Below are 22,561 nucleotides of genomic sequence, written 5' to 3'. Positions count from 1 at the left end.
CACCCTGTCTATACGCTCAGCTCTTTTCATCGCATTTTCACTTATACGTTCAACGTATAAGCGTTTTACCACCGGGCCCGCTACCGTCGCAAGGCGTACTGATAAAAAATAGCCTCACACGACGAATGAGGAACATCTTATGAACACAACAACCGCAGCCCATGCCGTGAGCCGCTGGGTAATCTTAATGCTGGCGATAGGTGCAGGTTTCAGCGTGGCATCTATCTATTATGCCCAGCCTCTGCTGCCGCTGATGGGCGCAGACCTTCACCTGAGTATCGAAGGAATGGGCCTGGTCCCGACGCTCACCCAGGCGGGATATGCCCTGGGGATCCTGTTCCTGCTGCCGCTCGGCGATCGCCACGACCGCAGGACGTTAATCCTGATAAAGAGTGCGGCGCTGGCGCTGTTTCTTCTCGGCTGTAGCCTGACCGGGCAGATCCACTCTCTGCTGCTGGCCAGCCTGCTCATCGGCATGGCCGCCACCATGGCACAGGATATCGTCCCTGCCGCAGCCATCCTTGCACCGGAAGGTAAACAGGGGAAAACCGTGGGCACGGTAATGACCGGGCTGCTGATGGGTATCTTATTATCCAGAACCGTGAGCGGCGTGGTGGGCGAAGCGTTTGGCTGGCGCGTCATGTACCAGCTGGCGGCGGCGAGCATTGCGTTCGTCGGGGTGATGATGTGGTTTGTGCTTCCCCGTTTTGCCATTCACTCCACGCTGAGCTACCCCGCGCTGATGCGCTCAATGGAGCATCTGTGGCGTCGCTATCCGGCGCTGCGCCGTGCGGCGCTGGCTCAGGGCTTCCTGTCGATTGCCTTTAGCGCCTTCTGGTCTACGCTTGCGGTCATGCTGCTGGAACGCTATCACCTGGGTAGCGCTGTAGCGGGTGGTTTTGGTATTGCAGGTGCCGCCGGTGCGTTAGCTGCCCCGCTGGCAGGGGGTCTGGCGGACAAACTAGGCGCAGGAAAAGTCACGCAGCTTGGTGCCGCTCTTGTGACCGTCTCATTCGCCCTGATGTTCCTGATGCCCGCGCTGGGCGTTCATGGACAGCTGATTCTGATCGCCATCTCCGCCGTCGGGTTCGACCTGGGTCTGCAGTCCAGCCTGGTCGCTCACCAGAACCTGGTATACAGCCTTGAACCGCAGGCGCGCGGTCGTCTCAACGCCCTGCTCTTTACGGTGGTCTTTATCGGGATGGCGCTGGGTTCCGCGTTAGGCAGCAATATCTACTCGCTGGCCGGCTGGACGGGCGTGGTCGCGCTGGCGACGGTCTGTGGCGTCATTGCGCTGGCAATCCGTCTGATAGAAAGCGCACGAGTCACCTCCGCATCAGCAGAAGTTGCATAAAAAAAATGCCCAATCCAGACGGATTGGGCAGTAAAACATGCCCAGTTTCAAGACATGTTCCAAGAGGTCAAGATGTTATTTGTTCAGCTGGAACAGAGACATGCCCTGCATATCGCTAAACGCTTTATAAGACGCCTGCAAGGCCGCCTGCTGCATGGTGTAAGAGGAAATCGCTTCGTTCCAGTCAACATCCACCAGGTCACTCATCTGCTTGGTCTGACCCAGCGCGCGGTCATCACCCAGCGTGTCGAGTTTTTCCAGCTCGTTCATCTTGGTTCCCACATCCGCAACGACCGTCAGGACATTGTTCTGGGAGTTTTTGATGCCGATTTGCGCATTGGCAATCACCTGGCTTTGCGCCGTTGCGGCAGCCGGATCGTTCTCAATCGGTGTCTTCAGCGAGGCAATAGCAGAATCCAGGATTTTGAACATGTTGGTCTGGCCATATCCACCGCCCGGCAGCTGTTCCGCATTACTGGTAATGCTTTCGAAAATTTGCTGGCCGGTATGGCTAATGGTCATATTTCGCGCCGTATCAACCTGCTGCGTGATGGCCTCAGCGCCGCCGTTGTAATCCCCGGTCGCGGCATCAAACGGTGCGCTCTCGGTTTTGTATCCCGCAAAGATAAAACGACCATTACCATCCGTCGTGTTGGCCAGGTTCATCAGCTGATCGCGGATCCCCTGAATATCGGTTGCCAGAGAAAGACGGTCGTCATCGCTTAATGTGCCGTTCGACGCATAAACGAGCTTCTCGCGCACGCTTGAGATCGCAGTGTTGACCTGGGTTAACACGTTATCTTCCAGCGAGACCTTCTGCGTTGCAAAGGTACGCGCGAGCGCAAACTGGCTGTTTTGCGACTGAGACTGTGACAGAACGATGGCCTGCGACGCGGCGATAGGATCGTCCGAAGGACGATTGACGCGCTTGCCGGTGGACATCTGCTCACCGTAGCTCAGCCATCTGCTCTGGGAATCGGTGATCCCACGCATGTTCTGCTCATACATCATCTGGGTGCTAATACGCATTGTTCACCTCAACCTTAACGAATGTTGATAATTGCATCGAAGAGCGTACTGGCAGTTTGTAGCACCTGGGCATTGGCCAGGTAATACTGCTGATAACGCTGCAAATTGCCATACTCTTCGTCGAGGTTTACCCCAGAGATGGTCTGCTGCTGCTTGATTAACTGCGTTTCCACGTTGGCTTTCGTCTGGCTGCTCACCTTCAGTGACGCCGTTGAGCTACCGACGGTACTGACGAGAGAGGCATACGCATCGTTGAAGGTTTTATTTCCACCCACCACTTTGCCGTTTTGCAGATCGAGCAGTTTCTGGCCGTTACGGTTGTCACTTTCGCCGCCGTTCTGCACAGATGCCATCGCCAGTTTGGACTCGTCGCTGATCGCGAGATCCATGTTCATGATGACGTTGGAAACAGGCTTCACGGTAAAGCTGTCTTTGGTATTTGCCGTGCCGCTCACGTTGACGTTAAGGCCATCAAACGACAGATTGCCGCTGGCATCCGGGCTCATCGTAAAGCTGGTTTTGTCTGACGTGCGGGTGATCGTCCAGTCAGTGCCGTTAAACTGCAGCTTATAGTCTGTCGCCTGGACCTGTTTGCTGTCCGCCACAGAAGCCGTAACAACGGCAGAGCCGCCGTTCTTGCTGTTGGACAGGACCGCCGGAGAACCGAAGTTGAACAGCTTACCGCCCGCATCACCGTTCGCATCAAAACCGGCTTCATGCTGCGTGTTCATCGCGTCGGCAAAGGCCAGCGCCATCTGGTTCAGGCTGTTACGGGCTTTATCCAGATCTTCAGCACGAAATGTCAGTAAACCGCCTAAAGAACCGGTGGTGATAAATTTCTCGGGGATCTCAATATTACCCGCCACGTCATCGACGTAGGCGATAGTCGTACGAGCCGGATCGGCGCTGGACTTCACGGCCGCCAGCTGGCTGGCTTTACTGCCCTGCACCAGGCTGTAACCGTTGCCGAAAGAGATGTTAAACGTACCGCTATCCTGAACAGACACTTCCACGCCCACGATTTTGTTCAGTTCAGTCACGAGCTGATCGCGCTGGTCGAGCAGATCGTTAGGCGATGCGCCCGCACCGACGCCGGTCAGACGGGAGATCTGATCGTTCAGGTTCGCAATCTGTTTGGCATAGTTGTTGATCTGAGACACGCTGGTCCCAATCGCGGTATTGACCTGCGTATCCTGGTCACGCAGATACTGATCGTTGGTTTTGAACTGATTGACCAGACCGCCCGCTTTACCCAGCACCGTCTGACGTGCTGCCGGGTCTTCCGCGTTGCTCACCAGGGTTTGCAGGCTTTTGAAGAAGTCCTGTAGGGTGGTGGAGAGCGAATTGGTGGTATCGGAGAGCACATCGTCAATTTTTGACATCTGCTGATAGCGCGTCGTCAGACCGCTGCTCTGCGTCTGCGCGGCGCGCAGCTGGTTGGTGATGAAGGCGTCATACTCACGCTGGACACCGGAGACATAAACCCCGTTACCCACCCAGCCACCGCCGGTCAGCGTGCTGTTAGATGCACCCAGCACCGTGGTCTGGCGGGTGTAACCTGCCACGTTATAGCTTGAAATATTATTACTGACGGTATTGAGTGCCGACTGCGCGGCACTGAGGCCACTCATGGCGCTGTTAATCAAACTGGACATGGGGGTTCCTTTTATACGTTCAGACACGAGTCCTGATGAAGGTTATCGGCAACCTCCACCGGGACTTGAGAACTTTCAGAACAGATTTTCAATATCTGTGCTATAGGCTTTGCTGACCTTCTCGCCCATGGATTTCAGCTGCTGGATCATGCTGGTGAGCTTGCGCGCATAGTTCGGGTCGGTCGCGTAGCCCGCGTTTTGTAAGGCCTGAGCGCCCTGCTCCGCCGTCGCCGCCTGCGTAACGGCGGTATAACGCGGATTGCGGCTCAGCAGGCCAACGTAATCGGACAATGCTTCCAGATAGGAGCTGTAGACGCGGAATATTGCTTTGACCTTCACCGCCGCACCGTTCTCGTATTCGGTGGTCGTGATCTCCGTTGTTGGCCCCTTCCAGCTGGAGGTGGCCTTCACGCCGAAGATGTTGAAGCTCGGATCGCCGTTTTCCTTGCGGATCTGACGCTGGCCCCAGCCCGACTCCAGCGCGGCCTGCGCCAGAATCAGGTGATGCGGCACGCCGCTCTGTTCGCTGGCAAGGCGCGCGGGCAGAGAAAGCTGCGCCAGGAAGTCTTTGCTGTCACCGGAGAGCGGCTCATCGCCGCTGCCCGTGGCTTTTGGCATCGCTTTACGCACCATTTGCGTCAGAGCCTGGTTCTGATAACTGGTCACCGTTTCCAGGTCGAACTTCATCGGCACCTGCTGCGTCTGTTCCTGAGGCTGAATGCCCTGCGCGGCTTCGGTCTGTTTCACAATCATGTCAGCCAGACCGAGGCCTTTACCGGCGGTCATCTGCTGCGCAATCTGCTGGTCATACATGCTGGTGTAGAGACGCGTTGAATCACTGCTGAACATCCCGTCTTTCGGCAGGGTTTCGCGCATGCTTTTCAGCATCATCTGTACAAACATCCCTTCCACCTGGCGGGCGACCGGGCGGATGTTCGCCGCCGGGTCTTTGCCTGCTTTGGTTTTCAGTTCGTTGAGCGACTGGGCGTCCCAGGCTGCACTGGTCAACAGTTTGCTATCGGTCAGCATTAGATGATTTCCAGTTTGGCGCGCAGGCAGCCCGCGCTTTGCATGGATTGCAGGATGGACATCAGATCCATCGGCGTTGCGCCCAGGGCGTTCAGGGCGCGCACCACGCTGTTCAGGTTGGCGCTGGAGCGAACGCTCTGCAGCGACCCGCCGCTCTGACGCATATCAATCTGCGTTTGCGGCGTCACCACCGTCTGACCGCCACCAAATGGCGTATTCGGCTGGCTCACGTTCGCGGAGCGGTTTACCGTCACGGAGAGGTTACCCTGCGCCACGGCACAGCTGTCCAGCGACACTTCCCGGTTCATCACCACCGAGCCGGTACGGGAGTTGATGATCACTTTCGCATCCTGGACCGGAACGTTAACTTCCATATTCTGGATATCCGCCAGCATGCGCACCTGGTTGCTGCTGCCGGTGGAGGTGCGGATCTGCACGGTGCGCGCATCGAGTGCCGTTGCATTACCGTAGCCGCGGCTGCGGTTGATGGTATCGGCAATTTGCTGCGCCATGGTGAAGTCTTCATTATTAAGCTGCAGGTTGATGGTGTTGCCCGCGCCAAACTGGGTCGGCAGTTCACGCTCAATGATCGCACCGTTGGTGATACGTCCACCGTTCAGCTGGTTCACCTGCACGCTGCTTCCGCCTGCGGATGCCCCCGCACCGCCAACCAGAATGTTCCCCTGCGCCAGCGCATAGACCTGGCTGTCAACGCCTTTCAGCGGGGTCATCAGCAGCGTACCGCCGCGCAGGCTTTTGGCGTTACCCATTGAGGAGACCACCACATCAATGGTCTGCCCCTGACGCGCAAACGCCGGGTAGGACGCGGTGACCATTACCGCGGCCACGTTTTTCAGCTGCATGTTGGTTCCCGCCGGCACGGTAATGCCGAGTTGGGAAAGCATGTTGTTCAGGCTTTGGGTGGTGAACGGCGTCTGGGTCGTCTGGTCACCGGTACCATCCAGACCGACCACCAGGCCATAGCCAATCAGGGAGTTTTCACGAACGCCCTGAACGCTGGTGAGGTCGCGAATACGGTCAGCCTGGGCAAACGTTGCCACCAGCGCGAGCGCCACGGCGAAGATCGATTTAAACATGGGTCACCTCGCTTACATCGGCGATAAATTAAGGAAGAAGCGCTGCAGCCAACCCATATTTTGCGCTTCATTGATATAGCCGTTACCGACGTACTCAATGCGCGCATCCGCCACCTGGGTGGATGGAACGGTGTTGGTGCCGCTGATGGTGCGAGGGTTAACCACGCCCGAGAAGCGAATGAATTCAGTGCCCTGGTTGATGGCGATCTGTTTTTCACCCACAACGTGTAAGTTGCCGTTAACCAGTACCTGGTCAACCGTGACCGTCAGCGTACCGCTGAAGGTGTTGCTGGCGTTCGCGCCGCCTTTGCCGTTAAAGGTATTGCCGCCGGACGCGTTCACATCAGCACGCGCGTTGCCGAACAGCCCTTCGAGATAGCGTGGCACGGTATCGAAGCCAAAATTGGTTTTGCCATCGCGGCTGGCGTTCGCCGACGAGCTCTTGCTCGCGCTGACGTTTTCCTGCAGCACAATGGTCAATGTATCGCCGACGTTACGCGGGCGGCGATCTTCAAACAGCGGCTGATAGCCGTAATTAATCGGCTGCGCGGTCTGGAAAATGGAGCCGTTTACCACTGGCGCGGGGCCAGGAACGGGTTGGGCAGTCGTCGCACCCTGGACCAATGGTTTAGACGGGATCAAAGCACACCCGCTGAGGGTGACAGCCAGAACAGTCAGTATCGGATAACGAAACGCCGCGTTTTTTTGCATTGCCTTCATCTTCGAAAACAGGGAGCCGGTGCGGCGTTTACCGCACCGGGCTACACCTTAGAGTTGCGTCAGTTTCTGCAGCATCTGGTCGGTCGTCGACACTGCTTTACTGTTAATTTCATACGCGCGCTGGACCTGGATCATATTCACCAGCTCTTCCGCCACGTTCACGTTGGACGTTTCAACATAACCCTGGTACAGCAGGCCCGCGCCGTTCAGGCCCGGGGTGCTCTCATTCGGCGTACCGGAGGATTGCGTTTCGGTGTAGAGGTTCTCACCAATGCTTTCCAGACCGGTATCGTTCATGAAGGTGGTCAGGTTGAGCTGCCCGACCTGAACCGGCGCGGCCTGTCCCTGCTGGGTCACGCTGACCACACCGTCGCGTCCGATGGTGATGCTCAGGGCGTTCGCCGGGATAGTAATCGCAGGCTGAACCTGGAAACCGCCCGCCGTCACCAGCTGGCCGTTCTGATCGACCTGGAACGAACCGTCGCGGGTATAGGCAGAGGTCCCGTCAGGCAGCTGCACCTGGAAGAAGCCCTGGCCTTTGATTGCCACGTCTTTACTGTTGTTGGTCTGAGACAGGTTGCCCTGGCTGTGCAGACGCTCGGTGGCCACCGGACGAACACCGGTACCGATCTGCAGACCCGACGGCAGCGTCGTCTGTTCAGAAGACTGCGCGCCCGGCTGACGGATAGTTTGATAAAGCAAATCTTCGAAAACGGCACGCTGACGCTTGAAACCATTGGTGCTCACGTTTGCCAGGTTGTTGGCAATCACGTCCATATTGGTTTGCTGGGCGTCCAGGCCAGTTTTCGCGATCCATAAAGAACTGATCATAAGGAGTCCTGTTAACTCATAGCCAGAAGTTGGTTAGCCTTGCCCGCGTTTTCATCCACGCTGCTGATGATCTTCATCTGCATTTCAAAACGACGGGCGCTGGCAATCATGTCGGTCATGGCTTCGACCGGCTTGACGTTGCTGCCTTCCAGAACGCCGGACATCACGCGGATGCTCGGATCGGCCTGTAACGTGGCGCCACGCGTCGCCTGCGCCGCCTGGGTCAGACGGAACATGCCGTCGTCGCCGCGCTGCACGTCTTTGGCTTCCGCTTTCACCAGCTTCAGACGTCCGACGGGCGCAACGGTATTGGCCGGGTCGCCCGGGTTCAGCGCCGAAATGGTACCGTCCGCGGCGATAGTCAGCTCAGAGCCTTCCGGCACGGTCAGCGGACCCGCTTCCCCCATTACCGGATGACCCTGAATCGTCAGCTGGCCCGTCGCGCTCACCTGGATATTGCCGTTACGGGTATAGCCTTCGCTGCCGTCGGCCGTTTGCACCGCCAGCCAGCCGTCCTGCTGCAGGGCAACGTCCAGCGGGCGTGAGGTGTAGTCCATCTGCCCTGGCGTCATATCTGCGCCAGGGGTTGATGCCGTCACCAGCGTACGGGTCGGCAGGGACAGCCCTTCAACCGGCACCGCGCGCAGCGCATTAAGCTGCGCGCGAAAGCCCGGCGTAGAGGCGTTTGCCAGGTTGCTGGCGGTAACGGCCTGCTGATTGAGCGTCTGACTTGCCGCGCCCATCGCGGTATATATTGCGTGATCCATTGCGCTTTCCTGTTAGCCGCTTAACGCAGGTTAACCAGCGTGTTGAGGATCTGGTCCTGGGTTTTGATGGTCTGCGCGTTCGACTGATAGTTACGCTGCGCGACGATCATGTTCACCAGTTCTTTACTCATATCCACGTTGGAAGCTTCCAGCGCGCCGTTAGTCAGCTTGCCGAAGTTACCGGTGCCTGCGGTACCCAGCAGCGCCACGCCGGAGGACTGAGTGGCAGACCAGACGTTGTCGCCTTCAGATTTCAGGCCTTCGTTGTTCGCGAAGTTTGCCAGCACGATCTGGCCCAGAACCTGAGACTGTTCGTTAGAGTAGCTTCCCACCACGGTGCCATCGTCGTTGATCTGGTAGCTCACCAGGTCGCCAGGCTTGTAGCCGTTCTGATTGGTTGCCACAACGCTGTTTGCACCGGTGTTCTGCTGCATGGAGTTCTGGAAACTCAGGGAGAAGGTCGCCGCCGTCGCACCGCTGACAGAACCCGTGGTGATGTTAATGGCCGGCGTGGCGTTTGGCGTTGCGCTCAGTACACCCGCAGCGTCGTAGTTGTAGACACCCGCCAGGTTACCGTTCGCATCAAAGTTCATCTGCGCCGCTTTCGCTGCTGTAGAACCCGCAACGCTGCCGTCCTGAGTGTAAAGATCCCATTTATTGTTGGCCGTCTTCACGTAGTAGACGTACATGTTGTGGGCGTTACCCTGGCTGTCGAATACGGTCACGGTCCCTTTTTTGTTATAGGTATCCGGGTTGGTCGCATCGAACGGGGCAGTTTGAACAGGATCGGTTGAGTTCAGGTTGATCTGCTGCGTCGCGGTGGTGGTTGATTTCGCCGCCATCAGGGTATTCGGGATAGTAATCGCCTGAGGGTTCGCACCGGTCTGAACGGTTGGAGGCGTTCCAGCTACCGGGTAGCCCGTCAGCTGCATGCCCTGCATGTTAACCAGCGTACGGTTTTCGTCCAGCTTGAACTGGCCGTTACGGCTGTAGAACACAGAACCGTTGGAATCGACCATACGGAAGAAACCGTTCTGGCTGATAGCAACGTCCAGACCACGACCGGTGTTGGTGGTGGTGCCGTCGGTAAAGTCCTGAGTGATGCCCGCAACTTTCACGCCCAGGCCGACTTTGGAACCGGCAAACATGTCCGCAAATGAAGCAGAACCGGATTTAAAACCATAGGTCGCGGAGTTGGCGATGTTGTTGCCAATGACGTCCAGGTTGGTGGCCGCAGCATTCAGGCCGCTGACCGCTTGAGAAAAGGCCATGACTTACTCCTGATAAGTGTTAAGGCTTAGATAATCTGCCGAACTTCGTCGAGTGTGGTGGAACCAGAGGTTCCCAAATCCAGTTTGTTGCCGTCGCTTCCTTTAATCACGCCCTGGACCAGCGCGAACTGCAGCGGCTGCGCCACCAGCTGGGTCGTCCCGTTGCTGGCGCTGATCGCTACTTTGTAAGAACCGTTTGGTGCTTTAGTGCCGTCGGTCAGGCTGCCATCCCACGTAAAGGTGTGAACGCCCGCCTTCAGCTCACCGATATCAATGGTGCGAACCACCACGTTATTGGCATCCATGATCGTTGCAGTGACCTTCTCAGCCGCCTGCTGGAGCTCAACGCCAAACGGCGTGGTGGTCGTTGTGGTGTTGCCTTCAGTGGTGCTGGTGCCCGCCAGAATCGTGGTTCCCGGGATCATCACCCCGTGGCCAATCAGGCTTGCCGCCTGCAGAGACTGGGCGCTGTTGATCTGCCCGGAGACGGAGCCGAGGGTGGTGTTGAGTTTCTCAATGCCGCTCACGGTGCTGATCTGCGCAAGCTGCGTGGTCAGTTCGTTGTTCTGCATTGGGTTGGTGGGATCCTGGTTCTTAAGCTGCGCCACCAGCAGCGTCAGAAAGCTGCCCTGAAGATCGGAGGCATTGCTCCCGGTGAGGGAGTTAGAACCCGTCGTACTCTTCGTGTTATTAACGCCCGAGTTCGTAGGATCATTCACATTTACGGCGATGGACATGCATGTCTCCTTTACTGGCCGAGAGTGAGCGTTTTGAGCATCATGCTCTTCACGGTATTCAGCACTTCAACGTTGGCCTGGTAGCTGCGGGAAGCCGACATGGAGTTCACCATCTCACCCACCACATCCACGTTTGGCATTTTCACGTATCCGCTGGCATCCGCGAGCGGGTTACCCGGCTCATACACCAGTCTGTCCGGCGCCTGGCTCTCTACCACATCAGACACCTTCACGCCGCCCGTCGCCGCGCCCGGCGCAGCATCGACCTGAAAGACAACCTGTTTGGCGCGATAAGGCTGGCCGTCTGGTCCGGTTACGCTGTCGGCGTTCGCCAGGTTACTGGCAGCCACGTTCAGGCGTTTGGACTGCGCGGTTAACGCCGAACCGGCAATATCAAAAATATTCAACAAGGCCATCTATCAGTTCCCCCCCTGCAGGACGTTCATCATGCCTTTGATTTGTCCGCCGAGTACGGTCAGGCCCGTCTGGTATTTCAGACTGTTATCGGCAAACTGGGTACGCTCCCGGTCCATATCCACGGTGTTACCGTCGAGTGAGGGCTGATCGGGAATGCGGTAAAGTAAATCGGTCGCTGGCGCGGTCATCGCCTGAGCAGGAATATGGCGAGAGGATGTCATGGCAAGTGCAACACCCGTTCCTTCGGCACGTCCACGCTCCATCACCTTTTTGAGTTCACTGGAAAAATCAATATCGCGCGCCTGAAACCCTGGGGTATCGGCGTTAGCGATGTTGGCGGCTAAAATCTCCTGCCGCTGGGCGCGTAAATTGAGCGCTTCCTGCTGAAAACGTAACGCGGCGTCGAGTTTATCGAGCATGTCTCCTCCGCTGATGGCAAAATTTCAGTTCACAGCTTAAATCTCACCCGGTCTCCCCTATCGACGGAATAAGCGCAAAATGCGTCGCTATTTATTGCGTTGATGCAAAACCACTGCAGGTAGAATTCATTCAACTCTGGAAACGGTGGAACTTGCGATGCAAACGTTAAAACGTGGCCTGGTGGCAACTTTCTTGCTCTTTAGCCCTCTGGTGCAGGCTGAAGGCTTACAGGATCGGCTGACGGCTTTTTTTGCTGAAAAGCTGGCGGGCTTTAGCGATGAGGTTAACGTTACCGTGCGCACCCCACCGAATCTGTACCCGACCTGTGACCAACCGTCATTCAGCGTGACGGGAACCACCCGGCTGTGGGGAAATGTGAACGTGCTGGCACGCTGCGCGAACGAAAAACGCTATTTACAGGTTGCAGTTCAGGCGACGGGCAATTATGTTGTCGCCGCCGTGCCCATTGCGCGCGGCAGCGTGCTGCAGACGAACAGCGTGACGTTAAAGCGCGGCCGTCTGGATCAGCTGCCTCCACGCACCATGCTGGAAATGAACCAGGCACAGGACGCCGTCAGCCTGCGCGATGTCGCACCCGGCCAGCCGATACAGCTCTCAATGCTGCGTCAGTCATGGCGGGTAAAAGCGGGTCAACAGGTGATGGTGGTGGCCAACGGAGATGGCTTTAGCATCAACAGTGAAGGGAAAGCGTTAAACAATGCCGCGGTGGCGCAAAACGCCCGCGTCAGAATGTCCTCAGGCCAGGTGGTGAGCGGAACCGTCGATTCTGATGGGAATATTCTGATTAACCTATAATCTTTTTAAAGATTTCGCGGCGCGTGCCGATAAATATTCCACTAATGATGATGTCAGGCGCAAACGCCGCGAACCCTCGATGAGGACAACACTATGAGCATTGATCGTACATCAGCCCTGAAGCCGGTAAGCGCTGTACAACCTCGCGAAACGAATGACGCTCCTGCGCAGAAAACGCGTCTGGAAAAACCGTCAACGTCCAACAGCACCAGCGTGACCCTGAGCGACGCGCAGGCAAAACTGATGCAGCCAGGCAGCAACGATATCAATATGGAACGTGTTGAAGCGCTGAAAACGGCTATTCGTAACGGTGAGCTGAAAATGGACACCAGCAAAATCGCTGACGCCCTGATTCAGGAAGCACAGAGTTTCTTACAGAGTAACTAACCGTATGAGTCGACTGTCAGAAATACTGGATCAAATGACGGTTGTTCTTAACGACCTGAAAACGGTAATGGACGCTGAACAGCAGCATCTCTCTTCCGGTCACATCAACGGCAGCGCGCTGCAGCGTATTACTGAAGATAAGAGTTCGCTACTGGCGACGCTGGATTATCTGGAGCAGCAGCGCCGCGCTGAGCAGGATCCTAAGCGTAGCGCCAATGACGATATTATTGAGCGCTGGCAAACCATTACCGAAAAAACCCAGCACCTGCGCGACCTTAACCAGCACAACGGCTGGCTACTGGAAGGTCAGATTGAGCGTAATCAGCAGGCGCTTGAGGTATTGAAACCGCATAAAGAAACCGGACTGTACGGTGCGGATGGTCAAACAGCGACTGCGCGTATTGCGGGAGTTAAAAAGATTTCGATTTGACGCCTGTGCGACAAATCATGCAGCGGGGAGCACCATAAGGTGAACTCCCCTTTTGGCGTTTATGCCGTACGGCGGGCAAACTCTTTCACTTTGAACCCCAGCACCGCGAGCGTGGCAAAGTAAGCCACGACCCCGACGCCTACCACGGCCATCAGCCGCATCAGGCGATAAGGCATGGTGCCCAGGGACCACTCCGGCATCACGTACATCATGCCGAGCAGCGCGGCTGACATCACCAGTACCGCAACGATCAGACGTACCAGGAAACTTCCCCACCCCGGCTGCGGCGTGAAAATATCCTGCTTGCGCAGCTGCCAGTACAACAGCCCGGCATTCAGACAGGCCGCCAGACCAATAGACAGCGACAGACCGGCATGCTTCAGCGGACCAATAAACGCCAGGTTCATCAGCTGGGTCATAATCAGCGTCACGATGGCAATTTTCACCGGCGTTTTGATGTCCTGACGCGAGTAGAACCCGGGCGCCAGCACCTTGACGACGATCAGCCCCATCAAGCCGACCGAGTAGGCAATCAGCGCGCGCTGGGTCATGGCGGCATCAAAGGCGGTGAATTTCCCGTACTGGAAGAGCGACACCGTCAGCGGTTTGGCCAGAATACCCAGCGCTACCGCGCTTGGCAGGGCCAGCAGGAAGCAGAGACGTAAACCCCAGTCCATCAGGCGGCAATATTCATCATGATTGCCGCTGGCAAAGCTTTTCGACAGCGACGGCAGCAGGATGGTCCCCAGCGCGACGCCCAGCACCCCGGACGGGAACTCCATCAGACGGTCGGCGTAGTACATCCAGGAAACCGAGCCGGACACGAGGAAAGAGGCAAAGATGGTGTTGATGATAAGCGAGATCTGGCTGACGGAGACGCCGAGAATAGCGGGCCCCATCTGCTTGATCACGCGCATCGCCCCGGCATCTTTGAGATTGATGCGCGGCAGCACCAGCATGCCGATTTTTTTCAGATGCGGCAGCTGGTACGCCAGCTGCAGCACGCCGCCGACGGTGACCGCCCAGGCCAGCGCCAGCACCGGCGGGTTAAAGTGCGGCGCGGCGAACAGGGCAAAACCGATCATGCTGACGTTGAGAAACGTCGGCGCAAACGCCGGAACAGAGAAGCGGTTCCAGGTGTTCAGGATCGCCCCCACCAGCGAGGCCAGCGAGATGAGCAGAATATAGGGGAAAGTAATGCGCAGCAGCTGCGAGGTCAGCGCAAATTTGTCAGCCGTATCGGCAAAACCGGGCGCGGTCACCATAATCACCCACGGCGCGGCCAGCATCCCGAGTACGGTCACCACCGCCAAAGCCAGCGTCAGCAGCCCGGAGACATAAGAAACAAAGACGCGCGTCGCGTCTTCACCCTGCTTGCTTTTATATTCCGCCAGAATGGGCACGAATGCCTGGGAAAACGCCCCTTCAGCAAAAATACGACGCAGCAGGTTCGGCAATTTGAACGCGACGAAAAAGGCGTCCGTGGCCATCCCAGCACCAAATACCCTTGCCACAATGGCGTCGCGCGCAAAACCCAGCACGCGGGAAAACATGGTCATCGAGCTGACGGCCGCCAGCGATTTTAATAAGTTCATTAACGTGAATTTCCAGAACCATACGGATTTGTAGACCGGGTTAGCGTAAGCGCCACCCGGCAAAGCCAACAAGCGGCGCTTAGTCTAACCGGATTTCAACGAATTACTATCCGCAGATGTTACAGCGAGTTATTCGCTCATGGCATCGCGCCAGAGCCTTTCCACAATGCGCTGCGCCATAATGGCCTGCTCGCCGGACGTTTCAGGAACCGTCTGATTTTGCACGCAGGTGATAAAGTGACGGGCGCATCCTGCGAAACCGCGCTGCTCGAGGGTGCTCTGCCAGCCTGGCGCCGGGAGCGTCACCACGCCGTTGCCCTTCTCTTCCCGCCACTCGCGCATGTCCGTAATGTCGTACAGCGCGCCCTCGGTCACCGCCTGCACGGATTCACGCTGACTTCCCGCCCGACGGTGCATGCTGGTGGTAATCTGAAGATGCTCAACGGCGAAGTGGTGTTCCGCGTAGACCATCTGCCCCTGGTCATTCGTTAACAGGGTACCGCTCTTCAGCTGCGCATGGCCGTTGCTCAGCCACAGCGCCGTATCCACAACGTGCAGATAATCATCCAGAAGGGTGAAGCGCAGATCGTTTGGCCCAATGCTGTCGGTGCGGTGTTTATCCATCCGCAGCGAGGCGAGCGTGTCCGACTGCGCCTTCAGCTGCTGGTAAAGCGGCGCGAAGCGGCGGTTGAAGCCCACCATCAGCGTCAGTTTTTTGCGCGCGGCCAGCTCAATCAGCCGTTCGGCATCCTGAACATTTTCCGCCAGCGGCTTATCCACGCAGACGTGAACCCCCGCATTGAGCAGCTCGCTTACCACCTGATAGTGGGTTGCCGTTGAGGTATGCACAAAAACAGCATCACACTCGCGGGCCAGATCCTGCAGAGAGGCAGCATACGGAATGCGCCAGGTTTCGCAGATACGTTCTGCCTTTTCTCGGGTGGGTGACCATGCCCCTTGCAGGGTCCAGTCCGTTGCTGCACCTAAAACAGGCAGCCAGGCTTTTTGCGCGATGCCGCCGAGCCCCACCACGCCTACGCGTAATTTTTTCACCGTCAGTCTCCCAGATGTGCCAGCAACGCATCCAGGCGCTGTTTCAGCCCGGCGACCTCGTCTTCCAGCGCTTCTACGCGCGCGGCAAGAGTGTCATTACTTGCTGAGGATCCCGCGTCGCTCTCCACGGTAGCGGTAGCGACATCGACGTCGCCGCTGAACAGATGCATATAGCGGCTTTCACGTTTGCCCGGCTCGCGCGCCAGTCGCACCACGTATGGGCCGTCTTCACGTGAGGCCAGCCCTTCCAGGGTCTGCTCAACTTCCTGCATATCGCTGAACTCATGCATACGGGAAGCGCGCGTGCGCAGCTCTCCCGGCGTCTGCGCCCCGCGCAGCAGCAGCGTGGTGATGACCGCCACTTCCGCACTGCTCAGCTTCAGGTCGCCGAATTCGGAGTTACAGAAGCGCTGTTCGTATTTGGTCACGCGGTTGCCGAAGCCGCTGACGGTGCGCAGGTAGTGGCGTTTTACCAGCGCATCCAGCACGTCCTGAACCTCATGCTCGCTGAGGTTCATCACCGGCTCGCGGTTGGTCTTCTGGTTGCAGGCCATGGTCACGGCGTTGACGGAGAGCGGATACTGCTCCGGCGTGGTAACCTGCTTTTCGAGTAAGCACCCAATCGCGCGCGCTTCTGTACCGTTTAGCTGATACTTCATCTTTTCTCCTTAACGACCTGCGGTCCTGTCCCGGGTGGTTAACGCCGTCAGAACGTGGTCGCGCCACTCTCCGTCTATCAGCAGATAGTCTTTGGCGTAACCCTCTTTCTCGAACCCTAAGCGGGCCAGCAAATTGCCGCTGCGCTGATTATGCGGCATATAGTTCGCCATGATGCGATGGATATGCTGCGTGCGTTGCATATAGCGGATCGCCACCGTTAACGCCTCGTACATCAGCCCCTGCCCCTGCCATTTCTGGCCGATGGAGTAGCCAAGGTAGCAGGCGTGAAACGACCCGCGCACCACGTTTGAAAAATTAGCGATCCCGATAATCTCTTTCTCTTCGGGATCCAGCAGCGCAAAATAGAACGCGCTGCCCTGCTTGTGAAATTCCGTAATCATGCTGAGGCGCGCCTGCCAGCCGGAAGGGTAACAATGGCTCTCATCCCGAACGGGTTCCCAGGGTTTTAAAAACTGGCGATTCTCGGCGTAATAATCCGCCAGACGCCAGGCATCACGCTCATGCACCAGACGAACGACCAGCCTGTCCGTTGTCAGACGCACTTTTGGCACATTGCTGCGATAGCCAAACATCGATACCACTCCTTCCCGTCACTTCTGCTGACCCATTAGCTTTACTATACCTGCGCCTGCGCCGTCTGTGAAAACAGTGACATACCATTTTCACCTCTTTTCACATTTTTCGATGAGAACTCTCTATCAAAGCACCCTTTTGATAAAAAAATATTGTCACCCACGGGGGTGGGAAAAAACGCGGCGACACCGCAGAATGTTAGCGTGCTCACCTTCTTATTTTCCCTGGAGGGAAAATGTCCCGCGTATCACAGGCCAGGAGCCTGGGTAAATATTTCCTGCTCGTCGATAACATGCTGGTCGTGCTCGGCTTTTTTGTCGTTTTTCCGCTGATATCGATCCGCTTTGTCGATCAGATGGGCTGGGCGGCATTAATGGTTGGCATTGCCCTGGGGCTACGCCAGTTTGTCCAGCAGGGTCTGGGCGTCTTTGGCGGGGCCATTGCCGACCGCTTCGGCGCTAAACCGATGATCGTTACCGGTATGCTGCTGCGCGCGGCAGGCTTTGCCACGATGGCGGTCGCCCAGGAGCCCTGGCTGCTCTGGTTCTCCTGTTTCCTCTCCGGTATCGGCGGCACGCTGTTCGATCCGCCACGCACCGCGCTAGTGGTAAAGCTTATTCGCCCCCAGCACCGCGGCCGTTTCTTCTCGATTCTGATGATGCAGGACAGTGCAGGGGCGGTTATCGGCGCCCTGTTGGGAAGCTGGCTGCTGCAGTATGACTTCCGTCTGGTCTGCGCCGCTGGGGCGGTGCTCTTTATTCTGTGCGCGCTGTTCAATGGCCTGTTCCTGCCCGCCTGGAAACTGTCGACGGTCAAAGCGCCGGTCCGGGAAGGGCTTGGCCGCGTCCTGCGCGACAGGCGTTTTGTCACCTATGTGTTGACCCTGACGGGATACTACATGCTGGCTGTACAGGTCATGCTGATGCTGCCGATCATGGTTAACGACATCGCGGGGACCCCTGCAGCCGTTAAATGGATGTACGCCATCGAAGCCTGCCTGTCGTTAACGCTGCTTTATCCGATTGCCCGCTGGAGCGAGCGGCGCTTTCGTCTGGAGCATCGCCTGATGGCCGGGCTGTTCCTGATGACGCTGAGCATGATGCCGATCGGCCTGGTGAACTCTCTCCAGCAGCTGTTTACGCTGATTTGCACGTTCTATATTGGCTCGATCATCGCCGAGCCTGCCCGTGAAACGCTGAGCGCCTCGCTTGCGGATGCGCGTGCGCGCGGCAGCTATATGGGTTTCAGCCGGCTGGGGCTGGCGCTTGGCGGCGCATTAGGTTACGCGGGTGGCGGCTGGTTGTTTGATGCCGGCAAAGCGTTAAGCCAGCCCGAACTCCCGTGGATGATGCTCGGCGCGGTGGGCTTTATGACGCTCCTTGCCCTGTGGTGGCAGTTCAGCCCGAAGCGCAGCGCGAGCGGGATGCTCGAGCCTGGCGCGTAGCCTTTCCCTCGGGCGGGAGCCCCTCCCGCCCCACTTCTCAGTTTTTTCTGCTGGTTTCTGCCAATTCACACTGACATACTGGCGTAACAGGACAGAAGCGCCGATTTTTCGTTGAGGAACACTATGAAGAAAATTGTCTTTGCCGCGGCATTAGTAGTCAGCGGCCTGCTGGTTGGCTGTAACCAGCTCACGCAATATACCGTCAGTGAACAGGAAATTAATCAGGCGCTGGAAAAACATAACAATTTCTCTAAAGACATTGGCGTGCCGGGACTGGCGGACGCGCATATCGTCCTGACGAACCTGACCAGCCAGATCGGTCGTGAAGAGCCAAACAAAGTCACCCTGGCCGGTGATGCGGATCTCGATATGTCATCCCTCTTTGGCAATCAGAAGGCCAACATCAAGCTCAAGCTGAAGGCCCTGCCCGTTTTCAACAAAGAGAAAGGGGCGATTTTCCTGCAGGAGATGGAAGTCGTCGATGCGCAGGTGTCGCCGGACAAGATGGCACCGGTTCTGCAAACCCTGATGCCCTATCTGAACCAGTCGCTGCGAAATTACTTTAACCAGCAGCCCGCGTACGTCTTAAGCGAAGACAAAAGCAAGGGTGAAGCTCTGGCGAAAAAATATGCAAAAGGCATTGAGGTGAAACCGGGTGAAATTATCATTCCTTTCACCGATTAACCTGAAGGGCGCTGCGGCGCCCTTTTTTTTACGGAAAAGTGTGCAAACGAAAACGTTTCCGCTTATGATTTGTGTCCGGCAAAAACAGCCATCCTTATGACTGATTCCTGACAAGCCGGAGCTTCCATGACTGCACAACCCCAGGTTCTTAAAATCCGCCGCCCTGACGACTGGCATATCCATCTGCGTGATGGCGATATGCTGAAAACCGTCGTGCCTTATACCAGCGAAATTTATGGCCGCGCGATTGTCATGCCTAACCTGGTTCCACCAGTCACCACCGTCGATGCCGCGATGGCCTATCGCCAGCGCATCCTGGATGCCGTTCCTGCGGGACACGATTTTACCCCGTTGATGACCTGCTATCTTACCGACTCGCTGGATCCGAACGAAGTGGAGCGCGGGTTTAACGAAGGCGTATTTACGGCGGCGAAACTCTACCCGGCAAATGCCACCACCAACTCCAGCCACGGCGTCACCAGCATTGATGCCATCATGCCGGTTCTGGAACGCATGCAGAAACTGGGCATGCCGCTACTGGTCCATGGTGAAGTCACGCATGCCGAGATTGACATCTTCGACCGTGAAGCCCGCTTTATCGAGACCGTAATGGAGCCTCTGCGCCAGCGCCTGCCCGCGCTTAAAGTGGTCTTTGAGCATATCACCACCAAAGACGCGGCAGAGTATGTACGCGACGGCAACGATCTTATCGCCGCGACCATTACGCCACAGCACCTGATGTTTAACCGTAACCACATGCTGGTGGGCGGGGTGCGTCCTCACCTGTACTGTCTGCCTATTCTCAAGCGCAACATCCACCAGCAGGCGCTGCGCGAGCTGGTTGCCAGCGGGTTCTCCCGCGCGTTCCTCGGCACCGATTCCGCACCTCACGCCCGCCACCGCAAAGAGGCGAGCTGCGGCTGTGCAGGCTGCTTCAACGCCCCAACGGCACTGGCCAGCTACGCGACCGTCTTTGAAGAGATGAACGCGCTCGAACATTTTGAAGCGTTCTGCTCCCTTAACGGCCCGCGCTTCTACGGCCTGCCGGTCAACGATACCTTCATCGAACTGGAGCGTAAAGCGAGCCACGTTGAGGAGTCCATTGCGCTGACGGATGACACGCTGATCCCATTCCTGGCGGGCGAAACAGTTAACTGGACGGTAAAACGTTAAAAAATCAATGCCCCTTGTTGTCAAATCGATAATATACCTGTATAAATAAACAGTATATTACACAGGGGGCATTTATGCGTATTGAAGTCACCATAGCCAAAACAACTGTTCTGCCTGCCGGCGCGCTTGATGCACTGGCAGGCGAATTATCCCGCCGTATTAACAACACCTTTCCCGACAACGCGGGTGCCGTAACGGTGCGTTACGCCGCGGCGAACAACCTCTCCGTCATTGGTGCTGCGAAAGAAGATAAAGATCGCATCAGCGAAATCCTGCAGGAAACGTGGGAAAGCGCAGACGACTGGTTTATCACAGATTAACACTGCTCCCTCATTGTGTTTTTTTGCCGGGTCGCCCCGGCTTTTTTTTGTCTAAAAATCCTGCAAGTTCAAATTAATTCGGCATCTTCTTTAAAAATCGTGAACGAGATGGTGTTTTATTGTTCGAACAATCCTAAAAAGCAGAAAAATGTGTTGCCACCTGTTTATTTTTCCCGTTGGAACCCTTATTACTTGGTATACTGAAGATGCTTTCAGAAAAACATGCATTGAACCTCAGAGCCGTTGTCTTCTAACACGCATTAAGGGGGTTATAATGGAAAAGAATAGTGAAGTGATCCAGACCCATCCACTGGTTGGCTGGGATATCAGTACCGTAGATAGCTACGATGCGCTGATGCTGCGTTTGCACTACCAGACCCCGAATCAACTCAACCGTGAAGAAGCGGAAGTTGGACAGACGCTGTGGCTAACAACAGACGTCGCCCGTCAGTTTATTTCTATTTTAGAGGCAGGTATTGCAAAAATAGAATCTGGCGACTATCAGGAAAATGAGTATAAACGGCACTAAGCTTATGCCCACTTTTCTCTCTACAGGCACCCACGCGGTGCCTTATTTATTTCTCCCTTGTCTAACCCCGCGTTGTTAATTACTCTGCTAACAAAACATCAGTTTATGAGATGCATATGAGATACGACTTAATCATTATTGGTAGCGGCTCCGTGGGTTCCGCCGCCGGTTATTACGCAACACAGGCAGGTCTGAAGGTCCTGATGATCGATGCCCACCTTCCTCCTCATTCGGAGGGCAGCCATCATGGCGATACCCGTCTCATGCGCCATGCGTATGGAGAAGGCGAGCGCTATGTGCCGCTGGTGCTTCGCGCCCAGACGCTGTGGGATGAACTGGCGACACAGACCGAAGAGCGTATTTTCGAGCGTACCGGCGTCGTCAACCTTGGCCCTGCTCATTCTGATTTTCTCGCCGGCGTCGAGCGCAGTGCAAAAGCCTTTAATCTGGATGTTGAGAAGCTGGACGCAACGGGCATTACCGCGCGCTGGCCTGAAATTACCGTCCCGGACGATTACATCGGCCTCTTTGAGGCCCACTCCGGCGTGCTGCATTGTGAAACGGCGATCAAAACCTGGATCGATCTTGCCGCTAAGGCCGGCTGTGCGCAGCTGTTTAACTGTCCGGTGGAGGCCATCACCCATGACGAGAATGGCGTCACGGTAACGACTCTTGACGGCGACTATTCAGCGTCCCGCCTGCTCGTCAGCGCAGGAACCTGGGTCACTCGCCTGCTGCCGGAACTGCCAATCCAGCCGGTGCGGAAGGTCTTCTCCTGGTTCCAGTCGGATGGTCGCTACAGCGCGCAGAATAAATTCCCGGCCTTCACCGGCGAATTGCCGAATGGCGATCAGTTCTACGGTTTCCCTTCCGAGAAAGACGCGCTGAAAATCGGTAAACACAACGGTGGCCAGGCTATCGCCTCTCCTGACGAACGCAAGCCTTTTGGCGCCTGTCCACAGGATGGTTCAGAAGCCTTCTCGTTCCTGCGCACTATTCTTCCGGGCGTCGGTGGCTTGCTGTATGGCGCGGCCTGTACCTACGACAACACGCCGGATGAAGACTTTATCATTGATACCCTGCCAGGACATGACAACGTCCTGCTGATCACCGGGCTGAGCGGCCACGGCTTTAAGTTCGCTTCCGTGCTGGGCGAGATCGCCGCACAGTTTGGCCAGGGCATCGCGCCGCAGTTTGATCTGACGCCCTTCTCACTCTCGCGTTTTAACAGATAATCCGCACGGGCTTCGGACGTTCCGGGGCCCGTTTCATTCACACTGCATTACGGGGCGTTATGCGCAGGATCGTTAGCTTTCTGATGAATAATATTCGCGAGCATTTCATGCTCTATATCTTATTGTGGGCGCTGCTGGCTATTATTGATTTTGTTTACATTGTATTTTATTGAAAACTCTTACTGACAATAATTGACATTAATTTAGCTTTATTGAAGCTCTTTATTTTACTTGCACGAAGACATTGAATTACCTTTATCGATCCTGTTCAAAAGCGCTGAAATAAATAAAATAAAAATCAATAGACAATTATT

Annotated in this window: 26 protein-coding genes; 11 read left to right on the top strand and 15 right to left on the bottom strand. The window is 56.4% G+C overall.

Going from position 1 to position 22,561, the window contains the following annotated elements:
* The first annotated feature begins 139 nt into the window (after positions 1-139).
* Positions 140-1,354: an MFS transporter gene (locus LBF07_RS19855; protein ID WP_094934960.1), complete on the top strand. Its 1,215-nt coding sequence runs from the start codon at positions 140-142 to the stop codon at positions 1,352-1,354.
* Positions 1,355-1,429: 75 nt separating this feature from the next.
* On the opposite strand, the gene flgL is transcribed toward LBF07_RS19855, so the two are convergent.
* The 11 genes from flgL to flgB all read right to left on the bottom strand — a co-directional run bounded on the left by flgL (position 1,430) and on the right by flgB (position 11,326).
* The gene (gene flgL, locus LBF07_RS19850; RefSeq protein ID WP_033145208.1) at positions 1,430-2,383 is read right to left on the bottom strand and encodes a flagellar hook-associated protein FlgL; all 954 of its coding nucleotides are present in this window, start codon (positions 2,381-2,383) and stop codon (positions 1,430-1,432) included.
* 14 nt (positions 2,384-2,397) lie between these two features.
* Positions 2,398-4,038 (bottom strand): flagellar hook-associated protein FlgK, encoded by a 1,641-nt coding sequence (flgK, locus tag LBF07_RS19845; RefSeq protein ID WP_094934959.1) that lies wholly within the window; start codon positions 4,036-4,038, stop codon positions 2,398-2,400.
* Between the two features lie 75 nt (positions 4,039-4,113).
* Complete coding sequence (flgJ, locus tag LBF07_RS19840; protein WP_094934958.1) at positions 4,114-5,067, bottom strand: flagellar assembly peptidoglycan hydrolase FlgJ; 954 nt, start codon at positions 5,065-5,067, stop codon at positions 4,114-4,116.
* Positions 5,067-6,164 (bottom strand): flagellar basal body P-ring protein FlgI, encoded by a 1,098-nt coding sequence (locus LBF07_RS19835; protein ID WP_029740346.1) that lies wholly within the window; start codon positions 6,162-6,164, stop codon positions 5,067-5,069. The genes flgJ and LBF07_RS19835 overlap by 1 nt, the downstream gene beginning before the upstream one ends.
* A 12-nt stretch (positions 6,165-6,176) precedes the next feature.
* A complete protein-coding gene (flgH, locus tag LBF07_RS19830; protein WP_024909015.1) occupies positions 6,177-6,875 on the bottom strand; it encodes a flagellar basal body L-ring protein FlgH in 699 nt (232 codons plus the stop codon).
* Between the two features lie 57 nt (positions 6,876-6,932).
* Entirely contained in the window at positions 6,933-7,715 is a 783-nt protein-coding gene (gene flgG / locus LBF07_RS19825) for a flagellar basal-body rod protein FlgG (protein ID WP_008500810.1), read from the bottom strand.
* 11 nt (positions 7,716-7,726) lie between these two features.
* A complete protein-coding gene (locus tag LBF07_RS19820; RefSeq protein WP_033145205.1) occupies positions 7,727-8,482 on the bottom strand; it encodes a flagellar basal body rod protein FlgF in 756 nt (251 codons plus the stop codon).
* Positions 8,483-8,502: 20 nt separating this feature from the next.
* Entirely contained in the window at positions 8,503-9,753 is a 1,251-nt protein-coding gene (gene flgE / locus LBF07_RS19815; RefSeq protein ID WP_039261882.1) for a flagellar hook protein FlgE, read from the bottom strand.
* Positions 9,754-9,779: 26 nt separating this feature from the next.
* A complete protein-coding gene (flgD, locus tag LBF07_RS19810; RefSeq protein WP_029740349.1) occupies positions 9,780-10,490 on the bottom strand; it encodes a flagellar hook assembly protein FlgD in 711 nt (236 codons plus the stop codon).
* Positions 10,491-10,501: 11 nt separating this feature from the next.
* Positions 10,502-10,906 (bottom strand): flagellar basal body rod protein FlgC, encoded by a 405-nt coding sequence (flgC, locus tag LBF07_RS19805; protein ID WP_008500814.1) that lies wholly within the window; start codon positions 10,904-10,906, stop codon positions 10,502-10,504.
* Positions 10,907-10,909: 3 nt separating this feature from the next.
* Positions 10,910-11,326 carry a flagellar basal body rod protein FlgB gene (gene flgB, locus LBF07_RS19800; protein ID WP_023311135.1) on the bottom strand — a complete coding sequence of 139 codons (417 nt, stop codon included), beginning with the start codon at positions 11,324-11,326 and terminating at the stop codon, positions 10,910-10,912.
* A 157-nt stretch (positions 11,327-11,483) separates the two neighbouring features.
* On the opposite strand from flgB, the gene flgA reads away from it, so the two are divergent.
* From flgA to flgN, 3 genes are all read left to right on the top strand, one after another.
* Positions 11,484-12,143: a flagellar basal body P-ring formation chaperone FlgA gene (gene flgA, locus LBF07_RS19795; protein ID WP_023311134.1), complete on the top strand. Its 660-nt coding sequence runs from the start codon at positions 11,484-11,486 to the stop codon at positions 12,141-12,143.
* 93 nt (positions 12,144-12,236) lie between these two features.
* A complete protein-coding gene (flgM, locus tag LBF07_RS19790) occupies positions 12,237-12,530 on the top strand; it encodes a flagellar biosynthesis anti-sigma factor FlgM (RefSeq protein WP_023311133.1) in 294 nt (97 codons plus the stop codon).
* A gap of 4 nt (positions 12,531-12,534) precedes the next feature.
* Positions 12,535-12,960, top strand: a complete 426-nt coding sequence (gene flgN, locus LBF07_RS19785) for a flagella biosynthesis chaperone FlgN (RefSeq protein WP_008500818.1) — start codon at positions 12,535-12,537, stop codon at positions 12,958-12,960.
* A gap of 59 nt (positions 12,961-13,019) precedes the next feature.
* Here flgN and murJ read toward each other — a convergent pair whose 3' ends face one another.
* The 4 genes from murJ to rimJ form a co-directional block, all read right to left on the bottom strand.
* A complete protein-coding gene (gene murJ / locus LBF07_RS19780; protein WP_023311131.1) occupies positions 13,020-14,555 on the bottom strand; it encodes a murein biosynthesis integral membrane protein MurJ in 1,536 nt (511 codons plus the stop codon).
* 129 nt (positions 14,556-14,684) lie between these two features.
* Positions 14,685-15,608, bottom strand: a complete 924-nt coding sequence (locus LBF07_RS19775; protein WP_033145201.1) for a Gfo/Idh/MocA family protein — start codon at positions 15,606-15,608, stop codon at positions 14,685-14,687.
* A gap of 2 nt (positions 15,609-15,610) precedes the next feature.
* Positions 15,611-16,267: a YceH family protein gene (locus tag LBF07_RS19770; RefSeq protein ID WP_094934957.1), complete on the bottom strand. Its 657-nt coding sequence runs from the start codon at positions 16,265-16,267 to the stop codon at positions 15,611-15,613.
* A gap of 9 nt (positions 16,268-16,276) precedes the next feature.
* On the bottom strand, positions 16,277-16,861 hold the full coding sequence (gene rimJ / locus LBF07_RS19765; RefSeq protein WP_094934956.1) for a ribosomal protein S5-alanine N-acetyltransferase: 585 nt from the start codon (positions 16,859-16,861) through the stop codon (positions 16,277-16,279).
* Between the two features lie 236 nt (positions 16,862-17,097).
* On the opposite strand from rimJ, the gene mdtH reads away from it, so the two are divergent.
* From mdtH to LBF07_RS19730, 7 genes are all read left to right on the top strand, one after another.
* Positions 17,098-18,306, top strand: coding sequence for a multidrug efflux MFS transporter MdtH (mdtH, locus tag LBF07_RS19760; protein ID WP_039261870.1), 1,209 nt, complete (start codon positions 17,098-17,100; stop codon positions 18,304-18,306).
* Positions 18,307-18,429: 123 nt separating this feature from the next.
* Positions 18,430-18,990, top strand: a complete 561-nt coding sequence (locus tag LBF07_RS19755; protein ID WP_023311126.1) for a lipoprotein — start codon at positions 18,430-18,432, stop codon at positions 18,988-18,990.
* A gap of 126 nt (positions 18,991-19,116) precedes the next feature.
* Positions 19,117-20,163 carry a dihydroorotase gene (gene pyrC, locus LBF07_RS19750; protein WP_033145198.1) on the top strand — a complete coding sequence of 349 codons (1,047 nt, stop codon included), beginning with the start codon at positions 19,117-19,119 and terminating at the stop codon, positions 20,161-20,163.
* A 74-nt stretch (positions 20,164-20,237) separates the two neighbouring features.
* Positions 20,238-20,483 carry a DNA damage-inducible protein I gene (gene dinI / locus LBF07_RS19745; RefSeq protein WP_008500826.1) on the top strand — a complete coding sequence of 82 codons (246 nt, stop codon included), beginning with the start codon at positions 20,238-20,240 and terminating at the stop codon, positions 20,481-20,483.
* Positions 20,484-20,757: 274 nt separating this feature from the next.
* Positions 20,758-21,012, top strand: coding sequence for a biofilm formation regulator BssS (bssS, locus tag LBF07_RS19740; protein WP_008500827.1), 255 nt, complete (start codon positions 20,758-20,760; stop codon positions 21,010-21,012).
* A 116-nt stretch (positions 21,013-21,128) separates the two neighbouring features.
* Positions 21,129-22,247 (top strand): N-methyl-L-tryptophan oxidase, encoded by a 1,119-nt coding sequence (gene solA / locus LBF07_RS19735; RefSeq protein ID WP_094934955.1) that lies wholly within the window; start codon positions 21,129-21,131, stop codon positions 22,245-22,247.
* A 59-nt stretch (positions 22,248-22,306) separates the two neighbouring features.
* Complete coding sequence (locus LBF07_RS19730) at positions 22,307-22,420, top strand: YceO family protein (RefSeq protein ID WP_032638658.1); 114 nt, start codon at positions 22,307-22,309, stop codon at positions 22,418-22,420.
* Positions 22,421-22,561 lie beyond the last annotated feature (141 nt).

The organism is Enterobacter cloacae complex sp. ECL352 (assembly GCF_020149545.1).
GTDB classification, from domain to species: domain Bacteria; phylum Pseudomonadota; class Gammaproteobacteria; order Enterobacterales; family Enterobacteriaceae; genus Enterobacter; species Enterobacter asburiae_B.
This window is presented reverse-complemented; position numbering and strand designations above follow the sequence as displayed.

What these genes read in the sequence shown, in the direction of transcription:
- LBF07_RS19855 (WP_094934960.1), top strand. Translation starts at nt 140, where the DNA reads ATGAACACAACAACCGCAGCCCATGCCGTGAGCCGCTGGGTAATCTTA.
- flgL (WP_033145208.1), bottom strand. Translation starts at nt 2,383, where the DNA reads ATGCGTATTAGCACCCAGATGATGTATGAGCAGAACATGCGTGGGATC.
- flgK (WP_094934959.1), bottom strand. Translation starts at nt 4,038, where the DNA reads ATGTCCAGTTTGATTAACAGCGCCATGAGTGGCCTCAGTGCCGCGCAG.
- flgJ (WP_094934958.1), bottom strand. Translation starts at nt 5,067, where the DNA reads ATGCTGACCGATAGCAAACTGTTGACCAGTGCAGCCTGGGACGCCCAG.
- LBF07_RS19835 (WP_029740346.1), bottom strand. Translation starts at nt 6,164, where the DNA reads ATGTTTAAATCGATCTTCGCCGTGGCGCTCGCGCTGGTGGCAACGTTT.
- flgH (WP_024909015.1), bottom strand. Translation starts at nt 6,875, where the DNA reads ATGCAAAAAAACGCGGCGTTTCGTTATCCGATACTGACTGTTCTGGCT.
- flgG (WP_008500810.1), bottom strand. Translation starts at nt 7,715, where the DNA reads ATGATCAGTTCTTTATGGATCGCGAAAACTGGCCTGGACGCCCAGCAA.
- LBF07_RS19820 (WP_033145205.1), bottom strand. Translation starts at nt 8,482, where the DNA reads ATGGATCACGCAATATATACCGCGATGGGCGCGGCAAGTCAGACGCTC.
- flgE (WP_039261882.1), bottom strand. Translation starts at nt 9,753, where the DNA reads ATGGCCTTTTCTCAAGCGGTCAGCGGCCTGAATGCTGCGGCCACCAAC.
- flgD (WP_029740349.1), bottom strand. Translation starts at nt 10,490, where the DNA reads ATGTCCATCGCCGTAAATGTGAATGATCCTACGAACTCGGGCGTTAAT.
- flgC (WP_008500814.1), bottom strand. Translation starts at nt 10,906, where the DNA reads ATGGCCTTGTTGAATATTTTTGATATTGCCGGTTCGGCGTTAACCGCG.
- flgB (WP_023311135.1), bottom strand. Translation starts at nt 11,326, where the DNA reads ATGCTCGATAAACTCGACGCCGCGTTACGTTTTCAGCAGGAAGCGCTC.
- flgA (WP_023311134.1), top strand. Translation starts at nt 11,484, where the DNA reads ATGCAAACGTTAAAACGTGGCCTGGTGGCAACTTTCTTGCTCTTTAGC.
- flgM (WP_023311133.1), top strand. Translation starts at nt 12,237, where the DNA reads ATGAGCATTGATCGTACATCAGCCCTGAAGCCGGTAAGCGCTGTACAA.
- flgN (WP_008500818.1), top strand. Translation starts at nt 12,535, where the DNA reads ATGAGTCGACTGTCAGAAATACTGGATCAAATGACGGTTGTTCTTAAC.
- murJ (WP_023311131.1), bottom strand. Translation starts at nt 14,555, where the DNA reads ATGAACTTATTAAAATCGCTGGCGGCCGTCAGCTCGATGACCATGTTT.
- LBF07_RS19770 (WP_094934957.1), bottom strand. Translation starts at nt 16,267, where the DNA reads ATGAAGTATCAGCTAAACGGTACAGAAGCGCGCGCGATTGGGTGCTTA.
- rimJ (WP_094934956.1), bottom strand. Translation starts at nt 16,861, where the DNA reads ATGTTTGGCTATCGCAGCAATGTGCCAAAAGTGCGTCTGACAACGGAC.
- mdtH (WP_039261870.1), top strand. Translation starts at nt 17,098, where the DNA reads ATGTCCCGCGTATCACAGGCCAGGAGCCTGGGTAAATATTTCCTGCTC.
- LBF07_RS19755 (WP_023311126.1), top strand. Translation starts at nt 18,430, where the DNA reads ATGAAGAAAATTGTCTTTGCCGCGGCATTAGTAGTCAGCGGCCTGCTG.
- pyrC (WP_033145198.1), top strand. Translation starts at nt 19,117, where the DNA reads ATGACTGCACAACCCCAGGTTCTTAAAATCCGCCGCCCTGACGACTGG.
- dinI (WP_008500826.1), top strand. Translation starts at nt 20,238, where the DNA reads ATGCGTATTGAAGTCACCATAGCCAAAACAACTGTTCTGCCTGCCGGC.
- bssS (WP_008500827.1), top strand. Translation starts at nt 20,758, where the DNA reads ATGGAAAAGAATAGTGAAGTGATCCAGACCCATCCACTGGTTGGCTGG.
- solA (WP_094934955.1), top strand. Translation starts at nt 21,129, where the DNA reads ATGAGATACGACTTAATCATTATTGGTAGCGGCTCCGTGGGTTCCGCC.
- LBF07_RS19730 (WP_032638658.1), top strand. Translation starts at nt 22,307, where the DNA reads ATGCGCAGGATCGTTAGCTTTCTGATGAATAATATTCGCGAGCATTTC.